The following is a 21,041-nucleotide window of genomic DNA, read 5'->3' on the forward strand; positions in this document are numbered from 1 at the left end:
ATGAGTAAAGATAAAATCAAAGACGCAGTATATACCAGACGATATATCTATAACTTCCATTTCCATCTAATTTGGGTTACTAAATATCGTCATAAAACTTTTACTACTGATGAGTTATCAAACGAAATGAAGGATATCCTATGGCAAGTAGCCGAGGATAACGAAATCTTAATCGAGAAAATGGAAGTTATGCCTGACCATGTTCATGTCTTAATTAGCTTTCCGCCTAGCAAGGCACCGACTAGCGCCATCAAAGCGCTCAAAGGCAGAAGTGCCTTTATTTTCTTACGTCGACACCCGGAAATTCGGCAGTCCCGATACTGGGGTGGTCATTTATGGTCGCCTAGTTACTACATGAGCACATTAGGTAATATGAGTAAAGAAGTAGTTGAGAAATATATAAACGATCAAAAATACAATGAGATGAAAAAGCTCCTTACGGAGCTTGATAGGGCCTATCCATCCCATGACTAAAGTCACGGGATTTCCGGCTGAATCTCATCAAAGAGCGTTGTCTTTCCAAAGCCAGATGGGGCAGTCCACAAGATTTTTTCGTTTTTAGCAACTTGCAGATCAAGACCATGATAAAGATCTTTGTAGCTCACTTGTTTTAAGGCAAGTGAATCAAAGTTTGGAGCAGTAGGCAGATCAGGCGTTTGGAGCGTATCTTTGGCAGTCAAATACTTTTGATAGATCGGGTCGGTCGTTTTGAGTGTATTGAGTGTCGACAAGATCGACATCAAAGGATTCGTAAAACTATTTGAAAGCTGTGTGATCATCAAGAAAACCCCTAGTGTGATCTGGTGTTGCATCGTTAAATAAACGCCCAACAAAAAAGGAATTATGATCGTTGTGATCAAAGCTGTTCCAACGACGATCTCATTTGTATAACCAATATAGGCTTTCATTTTGCGAAGTGCTTCTTCGAGACCAACGATTGGCTTTTCCATCTTAGTTGAAAAGAGTTTACGGACATCATAGAGTTTGACGACTGTGATGTTTTTAAGCAGTTCATCGATTTTAGCTGTATATGTACTGTTGCTTTCTTGCCAAGCAACGGAATTAGCTTTGATCTTTTTTTGGAAAAGTCGTTGTAATGCTACTGGTAGAAGCGAAGTCAAAAAGTAGACGAGCGTTAGCAAAAAATTTCCTACAAGAGCGGCGATCAAAGCTGTCAAAAATTCAAGTGCATATATCGTGATGTTTAGTTGACCTTCGATCCGAGCTGTTTCGAGTTGTTTGAGATCATTGGTCAAATAAGATACATCAAGCTGAAGTTCGTTATCCGTTCCTAGTAGATAAGCAACTAGATCATTTTTAAATGTAACATTGACTTCTTTTAATAGTGCAGCGCGCACTTTTTGGTAACCAAAATTCAGTAGGGTAAAGACTAAGATCCCCCCGACAGATAGTAAGGATAAGGAAAAGAGTCCTTGGTAACTTTTTGTTTGGGCTAAGTTGATATAACGCCCGACGATATATGCGACAAAAACAGACTCTAAAGCTTTCGTAAAAGCTAAAACAAAGAATAAAAAGCTATTGCTTTTGGAACAGTATTTATAAAACATAAATTTTTTCCCCCCCTTTTAAATATAGATGTTATAGTAACACTAAAAATGCCGTTGCCCACATTTTTGGCAAATTTGCCAAAAAGTAATTTTTCTGCTTTTCTCTGCTATACTAGAGACACCAAATATCTTTATAAGAAAGCGTTGATTTAGATGACAGTAGATAAAGACGTTTTACAAAAAGTAGAAAAGCAATTCCTGTTAGAAGCAGCCCTCTCAGAATTGGCTGCCTTGTTAGGGCACACACTATGTGATCCGCTCTCTTCTGAATTATTTTGCTTAGAGAGTGGTCTGTCTCTAGCAAAGCGTGACAAAGTGGTGCATTATTTACAAAGTCTAGTTCCGACGACTTCAGAGATCAAATTGGTCACATTGAAAAGAAGCGTACTGAAATTAGTGCCTGAACTTTCAAATTATGCTGATCCTGTCTTTAACGGCTTACTCAAAATCTTAATAAAAGAATTTGCAATAGAGTTAAATATCTTAGGGCTAAAAAGTTAAATGCTTTAAAAAGGGGGGAAAACGATGGACATAAATGAATGTATTTTAGCCAAATTAGCCACTCAAGATCGTCTGGAAAAAGCGCTTCGAGATCTAGCGCACGTAATGGGGCATACTAAAGCAACACCTCTTTCAACGAGCTTATTTTGTTTAGATTTTGACTTGGGGATCGAAGAACATGATCAGATCATGTGCTACTTGAGTCGAATAGCAGAAAAACGCCAAGTGCGCTCACTGTTTGCAGTAAAAGCAGAGCTAAATACGTTAGTTCCTAAAACAAAAAATTTTTCTGAGCCAACGTTTAAAGCGATGCTCAAGATCTTTATAAAGCAATTTGAGCTTAAATTGCACATTCTAGGACTCGAATAGGTGAAATTATGACAACAGTTGATGAATATATCCTTTCAAGGGTGTCTTCAAGTGAACTACTAGAAGTAAGTCTCTTAGAACTGGCTCGCCTCAAAGGACATACAAAAGAAACGCCACTTTCTAGCGCTATCTTTTGTTTGGATGTGGGACTAACACTTACTGAGCGGGACAAATTATTTGAAAAATTACGCTCCTTAGCTAAAAGGCCAACAGTGCTAGCTGAAGCTACGTTAAAAAAAGAGTTGGGGACAGTCGTGCCTAAAGTTTTGACATTGCCAACAGCTGTTTTTTACGGAATGGTCAAGGTCTTTGTAAAAGAAGCCAAACTTGAATTGGATGTTGTAGTATCTGATGGATCAACTCAGAGTTGAATTCGGGCATTTTTTGTTATAACCTGAGCAGTGAGAATAAAAGAAAGGTTTGGGGAAAATGAATGAGTTGTGGGGCATTAGTACGTAAAATTCGCTGTTCGAAGCGGATGACTTTACAAAAAACAGCTAAAAATGTCATCTCGCCTTCTACTTTAGCCAAATTTGAACGTGGGGAATCAAGTTTGTCAGTCGAGAGTTTTTTAGCGATCTTACAAAATCTACATATTTCGTTACATCAGTTTGCATTTTTTTATGAAAATGAGCAGATCAAGCGCTCTGAAGAATTTTGGCGTTGTTATCGCGAACACACTTTACCGAAAGCTCAGGTCGAGATCTTAAAAGCTAGCGAAAATAGGCGGGGATTTAAATATCAACTAAAAACTGCTTACAATGCTGAGCGAACTGAGGCAGACGTCATGTGCTTCAATGAGTATTTTTTTGAAGTTGAAGTTTGGTCTTTGGATGAATTAAAATTGCTCGCTTTTAAAGCCGACCTCTTGCATATCCAAAGTTTAGAGCGCTGTCGTTTCGTACTAGAAGAACAAGTGCTAAAAGGGACATATGATGGCGCTTATTTAGCCGAAGTATATGAGGCGCTCTTAAGTTTATACGGGGCGTTATTAGTCAAAAAACAGCACTTTAGACCGCGAAAAGAAGTCTATGAGTATATCCAAGCGCTAGATCTAAAATATTTATGGTATCAACACTGGCTGAGTCTATTGTTGTTATTGAATGATTCGATCTGTGAAAAAGAAATGCTTGGTTTGAAACCGATAGTCGAGTCGTTTTTATGCTCGCCTTTTCAAAAAGCGCCTAGCTGTGTCGAACGTGTCCTCGAATGTTTAGGTTTTAGCAAGTGAGATAATAAAATACGCCTCGCTAGTTTGACTAGCCAGGCGTATTTTTTAGTTCAATTTAAAAGTCGAATTGCGACGTAAGAAAGTGACTGGTAAAGTGTATTGCATTTGTTTGAGCGGTTCTTTTGGTTGGGCGATCCGCTCTTTTAAAACATTTACAAGCAACAAAGCGATATCTTCGATCGGTTGCACGATCGTTGAAAGTTCAGGGTGGTAGATCTGAACGAGTTTTGTTCCATCAAAACCAGTGACTTTGAGTTGCTCGGGGATCTTGATCTGTAGCTCTTTAGCTGCTTGTAAGACTAAGATCGCCGTCAGATCATCGGTACAAACGATCCCGTCAGCCACACTTTCACTTAAAAGTTTTTTGATCGAAAAGAGCTTAAGTGAAGGTGATTCAGAAAAACTAACAGTGTGGATGTGATGCGTCAGTCCAAAGCGATCGAGCGTATCGCAATAGCCAGCTAGTCGTTGATCAGTCGGATTGCCACTTTGATGTGGGTTTCCTAGGAAATAAATGTGGCGCGCGCCGGCTGCATACAGTTCTTCGACGGCTAATTTGCCTCCAGTGTAGTTGTCACATGAAATGATCGGGATCTGATCTGAGAGTTTTCGATCAAACGAAACGATCGGCAAACCAACTTGATTGTACTCTTCGATCCCCAAGTTATGTGCTCCCGCAATGATCCCATCGACTTGGTTAGCGCTCAACATACGTAAGTATTCGCGTTCTTTATCTTTATCATTTCCGGCATTGCAAAGGATCACTTTATAGCCTTCAGCAAAGAGCTTTTGCTCGATCATTTCAACTAGTTCTGCAAAAAATGGGTTGTTGATGCTAGGAAAGATCAAACCAACTAAGTTAGTGCTTTTTCCGTGTAACGAACGAGCTAAAGAATTTGGTTGGTAATTGAGCTCTTTCATCGCATTCATCACATTTTCCCGCGTTTTTTGGCTGATATAACCGTAATCGTTGATCACACGTGAGACAGTTGTCACAGAGACGCCAGCTTTTTTAGCGACATCGGTCAGTTTTGGACGCATTTTTGCCACCTCTTTTAGATGTTTTTTAGCTTCCAGAAAGTCCCGCGATAGTTGAGCTTAGCTTGGGCTGCTGTCAGTGCGATCTGTTTTGGTCCTACGTCTGCAAAGAAACGTAAAGTCATAACGTGTTCGCCACCGTTGACAAAGATCTCACAAAGCGAATGGTCGACAAAAATATCTAGTTCCAATTTCTGATCCGCCAAAAGTTTCAAAGTGCGCGTCGTTTTGAATTCAGTTGCAAATTGTGCTCCGGCGTTAGCGCGTGAAACAGTTAAATGAGCATCTGCTCCAGTTGAAAATTCAAGGTCTAAACTTTGAGAAAGATCAGCATTTCCAGCTAAGTGGAGGGTCCCTTTCTGGTCAGGGTCTAAAGTTAATTTTAACTCATATTGCTCACCACTTTCAGCAACTAATTGCTGTTTTGCAAGATTATTTTTGGGATCAGGTGAAATGAGCTGGCCTGTTTCTCTGAGATCAGCCATTGCCTTGACTGGACGTTGGATCAATTTGCCATCTTTTAAGCTCAATTCTTTGACTTGACTCAAGCAGTTAGCCCATTCTTCTTGGTCAGTTGGATAGGAAATATCAGGGAGCCCGACCCAACTGATCGCGTAAGCTTTGCCATCTGGTGCATTAAAAGCTTGGGTCGCATACACATCAAAACCGTCATCTAAGTTTTGGATCGTATTTTCCCCAGCCACAAAACGCGCTTCATCTAAAACGACATCTGAACCGACCAGATACATATTAGGATAGATATTATCGTAAGCGACTGTTTCTTTGGCTAAGCCTTGTGGACAAAAGATCAAAACAGGCTTTTCATCGACAAAGATCAAGTTGGGACATTCGATCATATAACCCATTTCAGCTTGCGTAAAATCAAGATAGCCAAGATCAGTAAATTCAGTTAGATCTTTAGAACGGAAAAGGGAGATCTTTCCTGTCTTAGTTGCCTTATCTTGTGCTCCTAAGATCACATAATAGTGATCGTTATGTTGAAAGACTTGGGGATCGCGGAAGTGATCTGTTGTATGTTCTGGTTGAGTGATCAAAGGTTCAGGGAGTTTTTCGATCTGATCGTTTTTGTCCATCCACGCTCCAAGTTGGTAAGGATGGCGGATCCAATCTTTGTCGCGAACATTCCCAGTGTACATTAAAAAGAGCTTGTCACCTAAAGGTAGCGCTGAACCAGAGTAAGCTCCGTGACTATCGAGCGGTGTATCTGGTGTGAGCGCCAGTCCGAGCTCTTGCCAGTGCACTAAGTCATCTGAGATGAGATGCATCCAGGATTTTAACCCATGAGCTGCTCCAAACGGAAATGATTGATAAAATACATGCCATTTGCCATTAAAATAAGAAAAACCATTTGGGTCATTCAAAAGACCAGAGGAAGGTCGGATGTGATATTTGAGTTGGTAAGGGGACTTAGCCGCCTTAGCTTGAAGCTCTAACAATGTTTTAGCGTCCCATTGAGCATAAGGACGGTAACGTGATTCACGTGTCCATTCCATAATATATTTTCCCTTCTAAATGTTTTTTTGAAAACGTTGTCTCTATATTGAATTTTAACTGTAATCAGAATATGTGTCAAACGTATATCATTCTATATCCATATATATTGCTAGAGTGAAAAATAATCGAAATATTTTATGACAAACGATTGACATATTTAAAAAATGCGCTATCATTATAAATATAGAAAATATAAAACGTTTACAAAAAGGAGAGTGCTGACGATGGATCACAAAAAAGTGGCAAAAGAAGTCATCGAAGCGGTCGGGCGCGATAACATGGTGGGCGCGGCTCACTGTGCGACCCGCTTGCGTTTAGTTTTAAAAGATGATGATAAGATCGATCAAGCTGCGTTGGATAACAACCCAGACGTGAAGGGGACATTCAAAACAAATGGTCAATATCAGATCATTATCGGGCCTGGGGATGTCAACTTTGTTTATGATGAAATTATTAAGGAAACTGGCTTAAAAGAAGCTTCGACCGAAGACCTGAAGAAGATCGCTGAACAAGGACAAAAGTTCAATCCGATCATGGCATTTATCAAATTACTTTCTGATATTTTTGTTCCGATCATTCCAGCGTTAGTTGCCGGTGGTCTTTTGATGGCGTTAAACAACTTCTTGACTTCTAAAGGATTGTTTGGCCCACAAGCGATCGTTGAGATGTACCCTGCGATCGGTGGTTTCTCAAGCATCATCCAAGTGATGTCGGCGGCACCATTTATCTTTATGCCGATCTTAGTCGGGATGTCAGCTGCTAAGCGCTTTGGGGCTAACCAATTCTTAGGGGCTTCGATCGGGATGATCATGACGACACCTGATCTAATTGCTGGAAAATCGTGGGATATCTTTGGGCTTCAAGTTGCCCAAAGCAATTACTACTACCAAGTTATCCCTGTTTTAGCAGCAGTTTGGATCTTATCGATCTTAGAAAAATGGTTGCATAAACGCTTACCAGCTGCGGTCGACTTTACGTTTACACCGTTACTTTCTGTAATGATCACCGGGTTCTTGACGTTCACAGTTGTTGGACCAGTGATGAAGACATTATCTGACTGGATCACAAATGGGATCGTTTGGTTATACGATGCAACTGGCTTTATCGGGATGGGGATCTTTGGTCTTGGCTACTCAGCGATCGTGTTGACTGGTTTACACCAAAGTTTCCCAGCGATCGAAACACAGTTGATCTCAGCCTTTAGTAAAGGGACTGGGGCTGGCGACTTTATCTTTGTTGTGGCTTCGATGGCTAACGTAGCTCAAGGGGCAGCTACATTTGCGATCTGGTCTTTGACAAAAGATAAGAAGATGAAAGGTCTTGCTTCTTCTGCTGGGATCTCAGCTTTACTTGGGATCACTGAACCAGCTCTTTTTGGGGTCAACTTGAAGTATAAATTCCCATTCTTCTGTGCTTTGATCGGTTCTGGGGTCGCAGCTGCCTTTGCAGGTTTGATGAAAGTTGTCGCTGTCTCTTTAGGTTCAGCTGGATTCTTAGGTTTCTTATCGATCAACGCAACTTCGATCCCGATGTATATCGTAGCTGAGTTGCTCTCCTTTGCAGTCGCTTTTGCTTTGACATACATTTACGGCAAGAGCCACAGCGAGCTCTTAGCTCCAGCTCCAGTTGCTGCTCCATCAGAACCAAAAGCAGTGACAGAAGCTAAAAATGAAGCAAAACGCGTTTCAGATAAGCAAGATCAGATCGTCTTTGCTCCGATCGATGGACGTTCGCTTGATCTTAGTGAAGTAAATGACCAAGTTTTCTCAACGAAAATGATGGGTGATGGGGCTGCGATCGTTCCAACAGACGGCACGATCTACGCACCAGTTGACGGTGAGATCACAGTTGCTTACGAAACAAAACATGCCTATGGGATCAAGAGTGATGATGGGGCTGAAGTTTTGATCCATGTCGGGATCAATACAGTCAACTTAAAAGGTGAACACTTTACATCAAACGTGACTCAAGGTCAAAAGATCAAAAAAGGTGACATTTTAGGAACAGCGGACTTGAAGGCGATCCAAGCAGCTGGTTATGATACAACGGTTATGGTCATCATAACAAATACGATGAATTATGAAAGTGTCGCTCGGATCGAACAGACTGATGTCAAACATGGTGATGATCTGATCGCGATCACGGCAGTTACGGAAAATTAAAGACTCCACAAACTAATATGGATAGCAGTCTTAAGATGACTCCACGAGTAGCTAATGCAATGCTCCTGCAAAACAAGAATTACTACAGATTGGTGATGCAGATACACAAAAAGCTTCTATCCTTGGGGTAGCATTAGCAACGCTCGCAGGCTTACTTGGCTTAGATGTCGTTTCTGATAAAAAACGTTAACTGACCAAAAGGAGCTGGAAAAAGCTACTAGCCTAAACTGAAAATACCTGATCAAATTTTGAAGTGAAATGATCAGGTATTTTTCTTTTATGCTTATTTTCGAATCGTTTTTCAAAAAATTAGAGCCCTATTTCTTTGGATAGGTGCCATGATTTTGATATGTTGACCGTCAAAAGTAACAGCTCGATCTCATTTTGAACTGCTTTCTCTCCTCTAACATGTACCTGGCGGACAATCAAATTCCCTTTATATCTCCGAAAATGTTTTCATATCTGTCCGTCTTCTCGCATATATCTTTAGGCCCTTTTCACTTGAAACAATATTTATCTACACTTGAATTGTATCTTTGAAACTTAAATACTATATCATCAGGATCTGTATAGTAATTATTTTCTGCATTTACGACTCTGTTCTTTTTGAGACACTGGATATTGATCTGAGCCTCTTTCCTTATTAGAACTGAATTTTTCCCAGCCCCTTTTTGGTGTGCAGAGATATTAGAGAAATAGGCTTATTTCTGTTATAATAAGATATAAATATCATTAAGAATAACTAACGGTTATCTTAATGGTCAGAGTATATATAGAAGAGTTCAAAGATACGAACTAAATATACTTCTGGATCGATTTAGAGCCATTATGCAGATATAATAGAGAAGGGATAAACTACAGAACTCTTACATTATTCGTATCGTGTAGAGGAGAGCTTATGAAAACGAGAGCAGAACTTAAAGCCGAAGCGCGTGAGCTTTTGGCTGGTAATTGGGGTAAAGCGATCTTGCTGAATGTTATTTCGATCTTAGCGTATCTTTTGATCGGAGTGGTTTTTCTAGGTGTGATCGGACTAGGAATTTGGTTAGCACAGCAAAGTGTTAAAAACGGTGGTGTTAATTTCAATATAAGTGAGGCAACGACACGAGGCGCAGCAGGAGCTAATAATGGTGGCAATCTGATCGGAGGATTGATCGGAGCCTTTATTTCAGTTGGTGTTGCCTACACGACGCTTAACTGGTTGCGAACAAAGAACGCGGATTTTAGTCCAGTTCGCGGGATGTTTTCTGCCTTTTCTAGAAAATATTTTGTTTCGACACTTGTTTTATATTTATTACAAGCGATCTTTACATTTTTATGGGGCTTATTGTTCATTATTCCAGGGATCATCAAAGGATTTTCTTATTCGCAGACATATCTGATATATAAGGATGTAAATGAAGCTAATGAAGATAACAATTTGAATTATCTTGATTACATTACTTTAAGTCGTGAGTTGATGGATGGCCATAAGATGGATCTCTTTATTTTACAACTGAGCTTTATTGGCTGGTTTATTTTAGGTTTTGTAACGTTTGGCATCGCCTTTATTTGGATCATTCCATACTATGAGACAACAATGGTCGCTTTTTACAAAGATCTTGCGGGTGACCGTTTCCTCAACTATCGAGGCTAAGTTCGAGTTCCTCTTGTTCAACAAGAGGAGCTTTTTAGTATACAAATCTCTGCAAACGGTTGCAACGAGAAGGGCAGTAGTATAAAATTAATTTAAAAGTAAAAGAAAGGTGGTCATCTCGTGGGGGGATCAGCGGCAAAAAGGCGGATCGTTTATCAAATATATCCCAAAAGTTTTTATGATAGTGATCAAGATGGGATCGGTGATCTCAAAGGGATCACAGCTAAATTAGATTATTTAAAAGCGCTAGGTGTCAATACTTTATGGCTCAACCCGATCTATGCTTCACCTCAGATCGATAACGGTTACGATGTTTCGGATTACTATCAATTAGACCCGACTTTTGGAACGGGGGACGATTTTGCTGAATTGGTAAAACAAGTCCACGCTAAGGGGATGGAGCTTATTTTAGATCTTGTTTTGAATCATACTTCTGATCAACATCCATGGTTCAAAGAAGCTCTCAAAGATAAGCAAAGTAAATATCGTGACTACTATATTTGGCAAGAAGCTCCAGCTGGAAAACTGCCTAATAATTGGGGTTCGTTTTTTGGCGGGAGCGTATGGCAAGCAGATCCAACGACTAAAAATAACTATTATTTCCATCTCTTTGCTAAAGAAATGCCAGATCTGAACTGGAAAAATCCCGCAGTCCGAGAAGAGATGTATCAAGTGGCTAAATTTTGGCTTGCTCAAGGGATCGACGGCTTTCGGCTAGATGCCTTTATCCATATCGCTAAGGCTGATCTAGCGCAAAATGTTTTGGCAGATAGCGATAGTCCCCAGATCGCCGAGATGTTTTATGCTAATTTACCAGCAGTTAAAACGTATTTAGCCGAATTTATCGGACGTTTACGCCAAGAAAAGCCAGATATTTTTATTTTGGGCGAAGCAGCTAGTGCAGATATCGATCTAGCAGTCACTTATACGACACCAGAAAAAAAAGCATGTGATACAGTTGTGACTTTTAGGTATTTTACCGACGATGAAAGTTATTTGGATCAAGAACTTCCACGGATCGGGCAACTTTTGCCACTTGATCTCAAAGCATTTCGAACTAATATGCTCGAATGGCAAAAGCGCTTAGAAGGAGTAAGTTATCCGACTCTTTATTGGAGCAACCATGATCTTCCACGGATCGTGACGCGATTTGCGCCTAAAAAAGCACCTGAAAAAGCTGCTAAGATGTTAGCGACTTTGATGTATCTGCAACGGGGGATCCCGTGTATCTATTACGGTGAAGAGCTAGGGATGAGGTCTGCTTTCTTGCCAGATCTAGCTAGTTTTGAAGATGAGCAGATCATTGATTTTGCTACCAAAGCGCAAGCTAAAGGAAAAACGCCAGAAGAGATCTTAAAAATGGCAAGTCAAGCGCATAAGATGGCAGCGCGCACACCACTGCGTTGGGATGACAGTGATTTTGGTGGTTTTTCTTCTGTTTTACCGTGGAAATGGGGGCAAGAAACAAGTGCAAGCATCAAAGCGCAAATTGCAGATGAGAAGAGTGTTTTGAGCTTTTATCAACAAGTTTTAGCTTTGAAACAAACCGACTTATTTATTGACGGGCGCTTTATTTTAGAAAATACTGAGCCTGAACTCTATGTTTACCGGCGGATCTTAGCTGGAAAAGAAGCGCTTGTGCTCTGTAATCTAAGTGAGCACCCGCAAACAGTAGCTTTGAGTGCTCCAGGTAAAGTTTGTTTGAGTTCGAATGCTAAAGTCCATGAAAAAAGTGTTACGCTCAAAGAATATGGTTGTCTAGTTTTAATGAGAGAAGGGATTTAATTTGGATATTGCAGCGATCTATCATCGACCAGATAGTGAGATGGCTTATTTACGTGAAGAAGATAAATTTGAGATCCGTTTGAAAGTAAAACATGCTGATATCGCCCAAGTCGAATTACTTTACGGCGATCCGTACGGACAAAAAGTCAATGAAAAAGATGAAGGTGTCTGGGAGCACGAGACTGTTTTGATGAAAAGAGCCTTTGTGACAAAAGCACATGATTATTTTAGCGCAGACGTCAAAACACCGACGAATCGGCTTCAGTATGCCTTTATCATCACTGATACTGCAGGCGAAAAGATGCTTTATGACGATCGGAAACTTGTTCCTTATACTAAAGAGGCATTAAACGAGTTGACGTGTTTTCGGATGCCTTATTTGCATCAGATCGATCGGATCGATCCGCCAGAATGGGTCAAAGAAACAGTTTGGTATCAGATCTTTCCAGAAAGATTTGCCAATGGCGACCAGACTAATGACCCTAAAGGAACATTGCCGTGGGGCAGTGCCGAGCCAACGCCTGAAAATTTCTTTGGGGGCGACTTACAAGGGATTATCGACCATCTCGATTATTTGCAAGAATTAGGGATAAACGGGCTCTATCTATGTCCGATCTTTACAGCGCATTCCAATCATAAATACGATACGATCGACTACTTTACGATCGATCCGGCCTTTGGTGATAAAAAGACATTCAAACAGCTCGTTGATAAAGCCCATGCGCGGGGAATGAAAGTGATGCTCGATGCAGTTTTCAACCACTTAGGCGATTTCTCGATGCAGTGGCAAGATGTGATCACTCACGGTAGAGATTCACGTTTTGCCTCGTGGTTTCATATCAATGAATTTCCAGTGAGCTATACTAAGACAGAAAATGATGAATTTGCGACTGATCTGACCTATGAAGTTTTTGCCAATACGCCTCATATGCCTAAGCTAAATACGGCTTCGCGTGAAGTTCAAAATTATTTGCATGAGATCGCTTCATATTGGATCAAGCAGTTTGATATCGATGCGTGGCGTCTTGATGTGGCAAATGAAGTTGACCATCATTTTTGGCGCCATTTTTATTCGCTGACGCATTTTTTGAAAAAAGATTTTTATGTTGTTGGAGAAGTTTGGCATAATGCGCAAAGTTGGCTCAATCAACATGAATTTGACGCAGCGATGAACTATCCTTTTACCGAAACATTGATGGATGGACTCGTCTCTCAAAAGATCAGCTTGACGGAAATGGCTTCGCGCCTTAATGAGCAGTTGATGTGGTATCGACTCCCGACTGACCAAGTGATGTTAAATTCGCTTGATACACACGATACAGCGCGCTTATTGACACAATGCCAAGGTGAGTCAGAATTGGCAAAACTTGCTTTGACAGCACTGTTTTTACAGATCGGCTCACCATGTATCTATTATGGAACTGAAGTTGGTCTTGATGGAGGTAACGATCCGCTTTGTCGCAAATGTATGCTATGGGAAAAAGAAGAACAAGATCAAACGATGTTAGTTTTCATGCAAAAATTGATCGCTTTACGCAAAAAATATCACCGGCTCTTTAGTTACGGAAGCTATACGTTTGAAGCGATCGATGATGTGCACAAGACATTTTGTTTGAAGCGAACTTTAGCGGATAAAACGTTGCGCGCTTATTTCAATTTAGGTGCTACGCCACAAAAACTTGAACTTACTAAGGAACCACTTTTAGCCAATAACTGGGAACAAGGTCATTTACAAAAAAATGGGCTTGCCTTAGTTTTAGAATAATGATGCTAAAAAAGATACGCCACCACAGCGTATCTTTTTTAGCGCCATTATTTGTGTTCATCGGAGTAACTGCTGACGCCCATGATAAAAATAGGATTATATCATTAATTTCCGGGCCAAGTGTTAGTCGTCATCAAGTCGTTCATCTTTTCAAAGAGACTACCACTGTTAGCTAACTCGGCTAGTTGTTTGAGCAGTGCTTTAGTTTTTTTAGAAAAAACGACTTTTTCGCCTAACTGCATAGTGGCTAGATTTTGCTGGATGACGCGCAATTCAGTGCGCAGTGGCTGACCTTGTTTGATCTTAGTAACTGCTATATCAATGATGTTTAGACTGTAGTTGGCCCCGTCAGAAGCTAACGCCAAGCGCAACTCAGCTAAAAAAGCTAGGATCTCAGTTTTTGTTTTCTGCATAGTAGTTTCCCCCTCGTAAATATAGAAATATCAAAAACATTATAGCATGATTCAATCTAATTGTTTTTTAATTTTAAAATAGTGTTTGATTATATATAATGTAAGTATTTTGATTTTTATAAGATATAACAAATGTATTTGGAAGCTAGAAATACATATAACTTATCTTTAAAAAGTTATTGTAATGATTTTTTTCGCTAAGTAAAAATGTAATATAAATATAAAAAATAAATTTACATATAGTTATATTTTAATTAAAAAAATAATTAATAATACCATTTACTTTTATAGTGAAATGAATTATCTTTATTTCAGGAGGTAATAACTATGTTGATTGCCATTTTGTCATTACCGCTATTGTATTTGTTGCTAAAGGATAGATTGAAGGGATTTGATTTATTTGAAGCTCTTCATATCGGTTTTTATGTTGTACTTGTTCTGTATCTTTTATGGAAAGGTGGATTTTTGTTATGATGAAAATTTTTAAAAGATTGATCGTTGTTGCAATGCTTAATATGTTATTATTTTCAACATTTAGTTCTATGAGTGCTACAACAGTATCGATGTTAACTGGTCAAATGGGAATTAACGCTACTGTTGCCACTCAAATTACATCAATGCTGAATGCAGGGGCTACTGTATGGGGAATTATCGCAATATTAGGTTCGTTAAATGTTGTAGGTGCTGGAGTTCTATTTACTGCAAAGGCGATGTTAAAAAAATTAGGAACTAAAGCTGTCGTGTCTTGGTGACGAATAATATCTTCGTATAGAAATGTAAGAAATTCTTGCATTTCTATTTATTTTAGGAGAGATAAAAATGTTAAAGAAGATAAGTTTACTTTACTGTATAACTTTGTTAGTGATGGGATGTTTGATTATATTTTCTCTGTACTTTAAGTGGTATGATAGTAGCTTTGAACTAGTGATTTCCAAATCTATATTAGAGATTTTCCTGAATAATATAGGAGTATTTGGCAAAATTGTTATGTTGTCGATAATATCATTTGGTTTTTTGGGTTCTATACTGATCATGAGTAATTTGTTGATATTAGCAGTAAATGTATCAGGCATTCTAGCTATTTATGGTTTGAAAAAATTTTTATTGGTAATGTGCTATGGGCTTTTTGAGCTGTCGTATCTACCAGTATCAATGTATTTAATAATTCAAATTGTTGATATTTTTTTAGATATCTATAAAAACAAAAGTCTATCGATAAAGTACTTTTTCAAATTTAGCGGGCAAGTAAAGAATTTTATAAGAGTGTTGATTATAGAAATGTTCATACTTATGTTTGCAAGTGTTTTAGAATTTTACATAGGTGAGTGGTTATAATTATGAATTTTGAAAGTATGAAGCTAAGATACTATATATTGTTATTTTTTCTGCTACAGTTTTGTATTACAGTAATGTCGTATATGTTATTTGGAAAATTTGAAGTGATTTTGCGTAAATTCGATGTTAGCCAAATAGCGGTGATTCTATTAGTTGTTGCAGTTGCAAATTTTTGTGTAACGCTAATTGGGTTTACATTATTATCCATTTTTTTGGATATTATATTAGTGTATATTGCTGAATATAAAGATGGATATAAAAAAATTTTAAAATTATTATTATTGGTAAGCTTAATTCAAATATTGAAAATAATTTTAGAATATCTATTTAGCATAAATATTAATATACATTCATTTGATCAAATAATATTTGATATATTTTTCAAAATAATTGAATTAATACTTTTGAGCGTTTTAGCTTATAGTAACTTTGAAAAATATGTGGCAAATATATTAGTAATATCACTATTTATATTACAAATTATTAGTTATATAGGAATGCATTTTATTTTAGGATAAAAACCATTCGTTGTATAGCCATTAATTAAAAGCTTACTTCAACTTTTGGGCTCGTTTTACTAAGACAAGGTGTTGGGTCGTAAGAGTCAAGGCTAAATATAAAAAGAGCGTTGAAGAACCGACGCCAGTCAAATGGTCAACTGCACCATGCATGATGATCATGAGGATCCATAAGAGTAACGTGACCCACGTTGCTTGGCGGTAGTAAATGCCGTTTTCTTGCCAGACCTTGCACGTTAAAGCGCGCAAAATACCAAAGCCGATCGCTAAAACAAGTAAGGAAAAGGCGAGACTTGCTCCTGTTTTTAGATTTAAAACAAGTTGATGTTGATCGAGCGCATTTAATGTAAAATAGACGCCTAAGAGCACAAGGATCAACAGCTTTTTAGGCGAATATTTAAGTTGTTTTGGCTGGAGTTGACGATAGATCACATAGATCACGATCAAAACATAAAGAAAAATCGAAGTAAGTTGCATGATTTGACACCTCAGTAATAATTTATCATCAGCATAGCTGAGATCGGACCTTAAAGAAACCTGTTTGACCTTAAGTGGTAATTTTTTATACTTAGGTGGTCAAGATCTAACCTTGAGTTACGCAAGCAGATTTTACAGCGTTCACCGGCTTTGTTAAAATCATAACGTAACTAATTTGGTAGGGGATAAAAAATGAAAGTCACTTATCGGCAAGTAAGAGCGGCGTTAGATGAGCTCAATGTCATCGTTGAGAGCCAAAAACAAACGCCTAAAGTCGACCGCAGTATATCAAAGGTTTTGAGCAAACCTCAGATAAACTCCCACTCAAAACAAAGACTGGTGTTGTTTTAGTGAAAAGAGCAGAGCTTATTTTGCTTGAAGTCGAAGGTAAAGAGCTGACATTTTATACGCTGACGCAAAAATTTACCGTCAAAGGAAGCTTGAAACAGATCAAAGAACGCCTACCTGAGCCAAATTTCATTCAAGTCTCTCGTTATTCACTGATCAATATCGAATATTTGTTGGCGATCGAAAATAGCTTTTCTGGGACGATGGTCGCTAAGTTGACGAATGATCTAAAAACTTCGGTCAGTCGAAAGTATGTCCCAGCGATCAAAGAATACTTAGGACTTTAGGAGGGAGCAAAATGCGGATCTTTGGACGACGTTTTTTTGCAGGTATCGGTTTTGCGGCTACGATCTATCTCGTGAGTTTAGCGCTTGGGCATGCCACGAAAGCCCCGACGCTTTTAGAAGTCTTTTTAGTCTTGTTCACAGGCGGTCTGATCGGACTATGTAGTTTAGTTTTTGAGCTCGAGCTAAGCTATCTCGCCGCTTTAGGACTCCACTTTTGTTTGACCGTGCTACTTGTAAGTGGTTTGATCTGGAGCGCTGGGTGGTCTTTTAGTTATCAGACGTTTAGGATGATCGGCGCGATCTATTTAGGTGTGTGGCTCTTTTTGCGACTGACGCAAAGAAAAGAGCTAGCACAGATCAATCAAAAATTGAAGGAAAAATGAACTACTGGATCGTGATCAGATCCAGTAGTTCATTTTTTAGATGATAATGCTAGCAAACAAGGCAAATAGCTAAAATTGACAAGCTATCTTACATTTTCTACAATCGAAGTATAATAGATATGGTTTGCTCAAATATGATCAGCTGAGAGATAAAAATGTGAGCTCTATTATAGCGAGCAAAAATAGATACCGATATTTGATATATTTAAAAGGATGATCTTACTGTAAGATCAAGAAAGGAAACACTATATTTTTCTCAGGAATGCCCACATTTTATATAGTACTTGGTTTGGAAAATGGATAAAGCAGCTATCTATCACCGTCCTGCTAGTGAGATGGCGTATATGACAGATAATGACCACTATCAACTCCAATTAAAGACAAAACACCAAGATATCGCACGTGTTAGGGTGATCTACGGACCGCCCCAAACGCTGATGACGCATGAAGGAAAACTCGTTTCATGGGAATATGAGACAAGTGAGATGCATTTACGCTTACAAAATGGAGTTTATGATGTTTGGAGCATCGAGTTGCCGATCCCTAAGATGCGTAAGTTGAAGTATGCTTTTCATCTGCTAGATAAAAATGGGGATGAGGTCTTGTATGATGCTAATTTGAGCCAAAAATATACACCTAAAGCGCTTGAACGAGTAACTGGGTTTGTGACCGCTTATCTTGGATATGATGAGAATGCGACTGTGCCAAAATGGGTCCAAAAGATGGTCTGGTATCGTTTGATGCCTGATAGATTTGCCAATAACGATAAAAAACGCGACCCAAAAGATATTTTAGAGTGGGGCGCAGAAGCCGATAAGGCGAAGTTCTTTGGCGGCGATCTGCAAGGGATCATTGACAACTTAGATTATATCCAAAGTTTAGGGATCAATGGGCTTTATTTGACGCCGATCTTTGATGCTTATTCAAATCACAAATTTGATACGATCGATTATTATGAGATCGATCCTGAATTTGGGACAAAAGAAAAGTTCAAAGAATTAGTCGAAGCTTTACATCAACGTGGCATGAAGTTGATGCTTGATGTCACGTGTGATCATTTGAGCGATTTTTCTTTACAATGGCAAGATGTTCGCAAGTATGGCGCCCGCTCGAGTTTTGCAAAATGGTTTTTGATCGAGCAATTTCCAGTGCGTTATGTTCCGACAGAATCGCCTGATTATGCAGAACGTTTAACATATGAAGCGTTGAACAATAATCCCCATATGCCAAAAGTTGACTTAGAAAATCCAGAAGTCCAAGAGTATTTTGGAAATATTTTGACTTATTGGACGCGAAATTTTGGGATCGATGCATGGAGCATCGCAGATTCAAATGAGATCCCGACTTCATTTAAACTCTATTTGAGTGAACGTTTGAAAAAAGTTGCCCCTGAGATCTATTTGTTAGGAAATACTGTCGCCAATAAGGCTGAACAAGATCAAGTTTTTGCGGGAACAAATGCGATCAATGTACGGGATCTGATCGAACAAACTTTTATTGAGAGAACGATCGCGCCTACAGAGTTAGCGTATGCTTTGAATGAACATCAATTGCGAGCACGGCCAACAGAACTCTTTGCTTCGCTTCTAGCGGCTGATAGTCCAAAGACGGCGCGGATATTAGCTAAATGCGATGACAACGTCCAACTCTTGCGGGCGGTGATCGCTTTTATGTTCATGCAACCTGAGACGCCAAGTATCTTATATGGAACGGAAAAAGGATTACTGGCAGGAACAGAAGCAGCTTTACAGCCTTGTATGGATTGGAAAGAGACTGAAAAGAGCAGTGAGATGCAACGTTTCATCAAGAAACTGATCGCTGCTCGAGCTAAGTATGGTGATGTTTTGACGGTCGGCTCTTTTGAATGGGGACCTTGCAGTAACCAACATGCGTATTTGAGTTTTTCACGTAATTTAGGTGAGAAGAAGATCTTTGCGATCTTTAATCTTGGCTATGGAAGTATTAAGATCGTTTTACCTAAAAATAGTAAATTGCTACTCGGACAAAATCTAGTTGAACAAGATCAGCGTCTTGGTCAATATGGTTTTGCGATCATTGCATTATAAATAATAGTAATAGCCGGTCTAAAAGAGCTTGTTTAGCTCCCTAGACCGGCTATTTTTTGATCAAGACAATAAAAAAAGACGTCGACTGACGTCTTTCAGAATGTAGACTAAGTCATCAGAGTATGTGCTCTGGTGACTTTTTTTTGTATAATTAAAGAAAACGGTTACGGAGGTGCTCATTATGCTTCACAAAAGTGATCCCAATCTCAAACGCTGTGAATATGCTCGTACTTCTCTAGATGATTTGGTCCCAAAAGATCATTTACTCCGTAAAATTGATCAAATTATTGATTTCTCTTTTATTTATGATCTTGTCGAAGATTCCTATTGTAAAAATAATGGTCGTCCTAGTCTTGACCCTGTACTACTCATAAAGATTCCTTTGATCCAAAATCTATTTGGTATTCGTTCTATGCGTCAAACGATCAAAGAAATTCAAGTTAATGTCGCTTATCGATGGTTTCTAGGACTAGGTTTAAATGATCCTGTTCCTCATTTCTCTACCTACGGTAAAAATTATAAAAGAAGATTTGCTGAAAGCCATGTAATAGAAGCTATTTTTGCTCATATTTTGAAACTCTGTTTAGAAAATGATCTTATCGACACAACTGATATCTTTATTGATGGAACTCATTTGAAAGCTGCTGCTAACAGCCGTAAATATACTACTGAAGTTATTGAAACTAAGTCAAAATTTATGAGTGAAGATCTCGAAAAAGAAATAAATGTAGATAGAGCTAAACATCAAAAGAAACCCTTAAAAGAAGAAAAACCTAAAAAAAAACTAGACAAGTAAAAATATCTAAAACTGATCCTGATAGTGGATGGTTTCATAAGGGTGAACACAAACAGGTTTTTGCCTATAACGTTCAAGCTGCCTGTGATAAAAATGGGTGGCTCTTAGCTTATGTGGTCGGTGCGGGAAATATCCATGATACGCAACTTTTTCCTGAAATATTTGAAAAAGTACGGAAGTACGACCCACAATATATTATCGCTGATTCTGGCTATAAAACACCCACGATCGCACACTTTTTACTATCTCAAGGCATAATTCCCATTCTTCCTTATAAACGCCCAAGGGGCAAAGTTGGTACGCTTAGACCCAAAGATTTTGTTTATGATGAATATTATGATTGTTATTTATGTCCTGGCGATCAAATCTTAATGTACTCCACAACTAATCGAAGTGGTTATCGTGAATATAAAAGTGATCCTACAATCTGTGAAAAATGTCCTTTACTGCACAAATGTACACAAAGTAAAAATCATCAAAGAGTTATCGCTCGTCATGTTTGGCAAGATAGTATGGAAAAATGTGAGGATATCAGGCATCAAACTGGCTCAAAATTAAAGTATGAAGCGCGAAAGGAGACGATCGAAAGAAATTTTGGTTCGGCAAAAGAATATCACAACTTGAGATACGCCCGAGAAGTAGGAATTGATAAAATTCTAGCTAAAGTTGGGTTGATATTTGCGTGCCTAAATCTAAAAAAATTGGTAAAAATACTGGGGAAAAACCCTGTTATATTCGTATATTTCAAAGTATATAGTTATAAAAATACATAAAAAAACAAACTCTATCCGATTTGAATAGAGTTTGTCTACGTTCTGAAAGACGTCGACTGACGTCTTTTTGAATAA

At 38.7% G+C, this 21,041-nt stretch carries 21 protein-coding genes and 1 pseudogene; 17 read left to right on the top strand and 5 right to left on the bottom strand.

What is annotated here, in order from left to right:
* Positions 1-474 (top strand): IS200/IS605 family transposase, encoded by a 474-nt coding sequence (gene tnpA, locus QFX10_RS04360; protein ID WP_280606988.1) that lies wholly within the window; start codon positions 1-3, stop codon positions 472-474.
* 2 nt (positions 475-476) lie between these two features.
* Here tnpA and QFX10_RS04365 read toward each other — a convergent pair whose 3' ends face one another.
* Positions 477-1,568 carry an ABC transporter transmembrane domain-containing protein gene (locus QFX10_RS04365; RefSeq protein WP_280606989.1) on the bottom strand — a complete coding sequence of 364 codons (1,092 nt, stop codon included), beginning with the start codon at positions 1,566-1,568 and terminating at the stop codon, positions 477-479.
* A 153-nt stretch (positions 1,569-1,721) separates the two neighbouring features.
* Between QFX10_RS04365 and QFX10_RS04370 the strand changes: the two genes are divergently transcribed.
* The 4 genes from QFX10_RS04370 to QFX10_RS04385 all read left to right on the top strand — a co-directional run bounded on the left by QFX10_RS04370 (position 1,722) and on the right by QFX10_RS04385 (position 3,669).
* Positions 1,722-2,069: a hypothetical protein gene (locus tag QFX10_RS04370; protein WP_280606990.1), complete on the top strand. Its 348-nt coding sequence runs from the start codon at positions 1,722-1,724 to the stop codon at positions 2,067-2,069.
* Positions 2,070-2,093: 24 nt separating this feature from the next.
* Positions 2,094-2,438 carry a hypothetical protein gene (locus QFX10_RS04375; protein ID WP_280606991.1) on the top strand — a complete coding sequence of 115 codons (345 nt, stop codon included), beginning with the start codon at positions 2,094-2,096 and terminating at the stop codon, positions 2,436-2,438.
* Between the two features lie 8 nt (positions 2,439-2,446).
* Complete coding sequence (locus QFX10_RS04380) at positions 2,447-2,809, top strand: hypothetical protein (RefSeq protein ID WP_280606992.1); 363 nt, start codon at positions 2,447-2,449, stop codon at positions 2,807-2,809.
* A 62-nt stretch (positions 2,810-2,871) separates the two neighbouring features.
* On the top strand, positions 2,872-3,669 hold the full coding sequence (locus tag QFX10_RS04385) for a helix-turn-helix domain-containing protein (protein WP_280606993.1): 798 nt from the start codon (positions 2,872-2,874) through the stop codon (positions 3,667-3,669).
* Positions 3,670-3,714: 45 nt separating this feature from the next.
* Here the strand turns inward: QFX10_RS04385 and QFX10_RS04390 are convergent, their stop codons facing one another.
* Positions 3,715-4,710 carry a LacI family DNA-binding transcriptional regulator gene (locus tag QFX10_RS04390; RefSeq protein WP_280606994.1) on the bottom strand — a complete coding sequence of 332 codons (996 nt, stop codon included), beginning with the start codon at positions 4,708-4,710 and terminating at the stop codon, positions 3,715-3,717.
* 14 nt (positions 4,711-4,724) lie between these two features.
* On the bottom strand, positions 4,725-6,221 hold the full coding sequence (locus QFX10_RS04395; RefSeq protein ID WP_280606995.1) for a sucrose-6-phosphate hydrolase: 1,497 nt from the start codon (positions 6,219-6,221) through the stop codon (positions 4,725-4,727).
* A gap of 225 nt (positions 6,222-6,446) precedes the next feature.
* Between QFX10_RS04395 and QFX10_RS04400 the strand changes: the two genes are divergently transcribed.
* From QFX10_RS04400 to QFX10_RS04415, 4 genes are all read left to right on the top strand, one after another.
* Positions 6,447-8,384, top strand: coding sequence for a sucrose-specific PTS transporter subunit IIBC (locus tag QFX10_RS04400; protein WP_280606996.1), 1,938 nt, complete (start codon positions 6,447-6,449; stop codon positions 8,382-8,384).
* Positions 8,385-9,282: 898 nt separating this feature from the next.
* Positions 9,283-10,020, top strand: coding sequence for a DUF975 family protein (locus tag QFX10_RS04405; RefSeq protein ID WP_280606997.1), 738 nt, complete (start codon positions 9,283-9,285; stop codon positions 10,018-10,020).
* Positions 10,021-10,140: 120 nt separating this feature from the next.
* On the top strand, positions 10,141-11,805 hold the full coding sequence (locus QFX10_RS04410) for an alpha-glucosidase (protein ID WP_280606998.1): 1,665 nt from the start codon (positions 10,141-10,143) through the stop codon (positions 11,803-11,805).
* A gap of 1 nt (position 11,806) precedes the next feature.
* A complete protein-coding gene (locus QFX10_RS04415) occupies positions 11,807-13,570 on the top strand; it encodes a glycoside hydrolase family 13 protein (protein ID WP_280606999.1) in 1,764 nt (587 codons plus the stop codon).
* A 104-nt stretch (positions 13,571-13,674) separates the two neighbouring features.
* Here QFX10_RS04415 and QFX10_RS04420 read toward each other — a convergent pair whose 3' ends face one another.
* Positions 13,675-13,983 carry a hypothetical protein gene (locus QFX10_RS04420; RefSeq protein ID WP_280607000.1) on the bottom strand — a complete coding sequence of 103 codons (309 nt, stop codon included), beginning with the start codon at positions 13,981-13,983 and terminating at the stop codon, positions 13,675-13,677.
* 327 nt (positions 13,984-14,310) lie between these two features.
* On the opposite strand from QFX10_RS04420, the gene QFX10_RS04425 reads away from it, so the two are divergent.
* The 4 genes from QFX10_RS04425 to QFX10_RS04440 all read left to right on the top strand — a co-directional run bounded on the left by QFX10_RS04425 (position 14,311) and on the right by QFX10_RS04440 (position 15,836).
* Entirely contained in the window at positions 14,311-14,457 is a 147-nt protein-coding gene (locus tag QFX10_RS04425; RefSeq protein ID WP_280607001.1) for a hypothetical protein, read from the top strand.
* Complete coding sequence (locus tag QFX10_RS04430; RefSeq protein ID WP_280607002.1) at positions 14,454-14,735, top strand: uberolysin/carnocyclin family circular bacteriocin; 282 nt, start codon at positions 14,454-14,456, stop codon at positions 14,733-14,735. Before QFX10_RS04425 ends, QFX10_RS04430 begins: the two co-directional genes overlap by 4 nt.
* Before the next feature lie 67 nt (positions 14,736-14,802).
* A complete protein-coding gene (locus QFX10_RS04435) occupies positions 14,803-15,318 on the top strand; it encodes a hypothetical protein (protein WP_280607003.1) in 516 nt (171 codons plus the stop codon).
* 2 nt (positions 15,319-15,320) lie between these two features.
* Positions 15,321-15,836: a hypothetical protein gene (locus QFX10_RS04440; RefSeq protein WP_280607004.1), complete on the top strand. Its 516-nt coding sequence runs from the start codon at positions 15,321-15,323 to the stop codon at positions 15,834-15,836.
* Between the two features lie 33 nt (positions 15,837-15,869).
* Here the strand turns inward: QFX10_RS04440 and QFX10_RS04445 are convergent, their stop codons facing one another.
* Positions 15,870-16,313 carry a hypothetical protein gene (locus QFX10_RS04445; protein ID WP_280607005.1) on the bottom strand — a complete coding sequence of 148 codons (444 nt, stop codon included), beginning with the start codon at positions 16,311-16,313 and terminating at the stop codon, positions 15,870-15,872.
* Positions 16,314-16,684: 371 nt separating this feature from the next.
* Between QFX10_RS04445 and QFX10_RS04450 the strand changes: the two genes are divergently transcribed.
* The 4 genes and pseudogenes from QFX10_RS04450 to QFX10_RS04465 all read left to right on the top strand — a co-directional run bounded on the left by QFX10_RS04450 (position 16,685) and on the right by QFX10_RS04465 (position 20,994).
* The gene (locus QFX10_RS04450) at positions 16,685-16,948 is read left to right on the top strand and encodes a LytTR family DNA-binding domain-containing protein (RefSeq protein WP_280607006.1); all 264 of its coding nucleotides are present in this window, start codon (positions 16,685-16,687) and stop codon (positions 16,946-16,948) included.
* 11 nt (positions 16,949-16,959) lie between these two features.
* The gene (locus tag QFX10_RS04455; RefSeq protein ID WP_280607007.1) at positions 16,960-17,331 is read left to right on the top strand and encodes a DUF3021 domain-containing protein; all 372 of its coding nucleotides are present in this window, start codon (positions 16,960-16,962) and stop codon (positions 17,329-17,331) included.
* 296 nt (positions 17,332-17,627) lie between these two features.
* The gene (locus QFX10_RS04460; protein WP_280607008.1) at positions 17,628-19,397 is read left to right on the top strand and encodes an alpha amylase N-terminal ig-like domain-containing protein; all 1,770 of its coding nucleotides are present in this window, start codon (positions 17,628-17,630) and stop codon (positions 19,395-19,397) included.
* Between the two features lie 181 nt (positions 19,398-19,578).
* A pseudogene (locus tag QFX10_RS04465) lies at positions 19,579-20,994 on the top strand (IS1182 family transposase).
* Positions 20,995-21,041: the final 47 nt, after the last annotated feature.

It is taken from the genome of Ligilactobacillus faecis (genome assembly GCF_029889745.1).
Taxonomy (GTDB): domain Bacteria; phylum Bacillota; class Bacilli; order Lactobacillales; family Lactobacillaceae; genus Ligilactobacillus; species Ligilactobacillus faecis.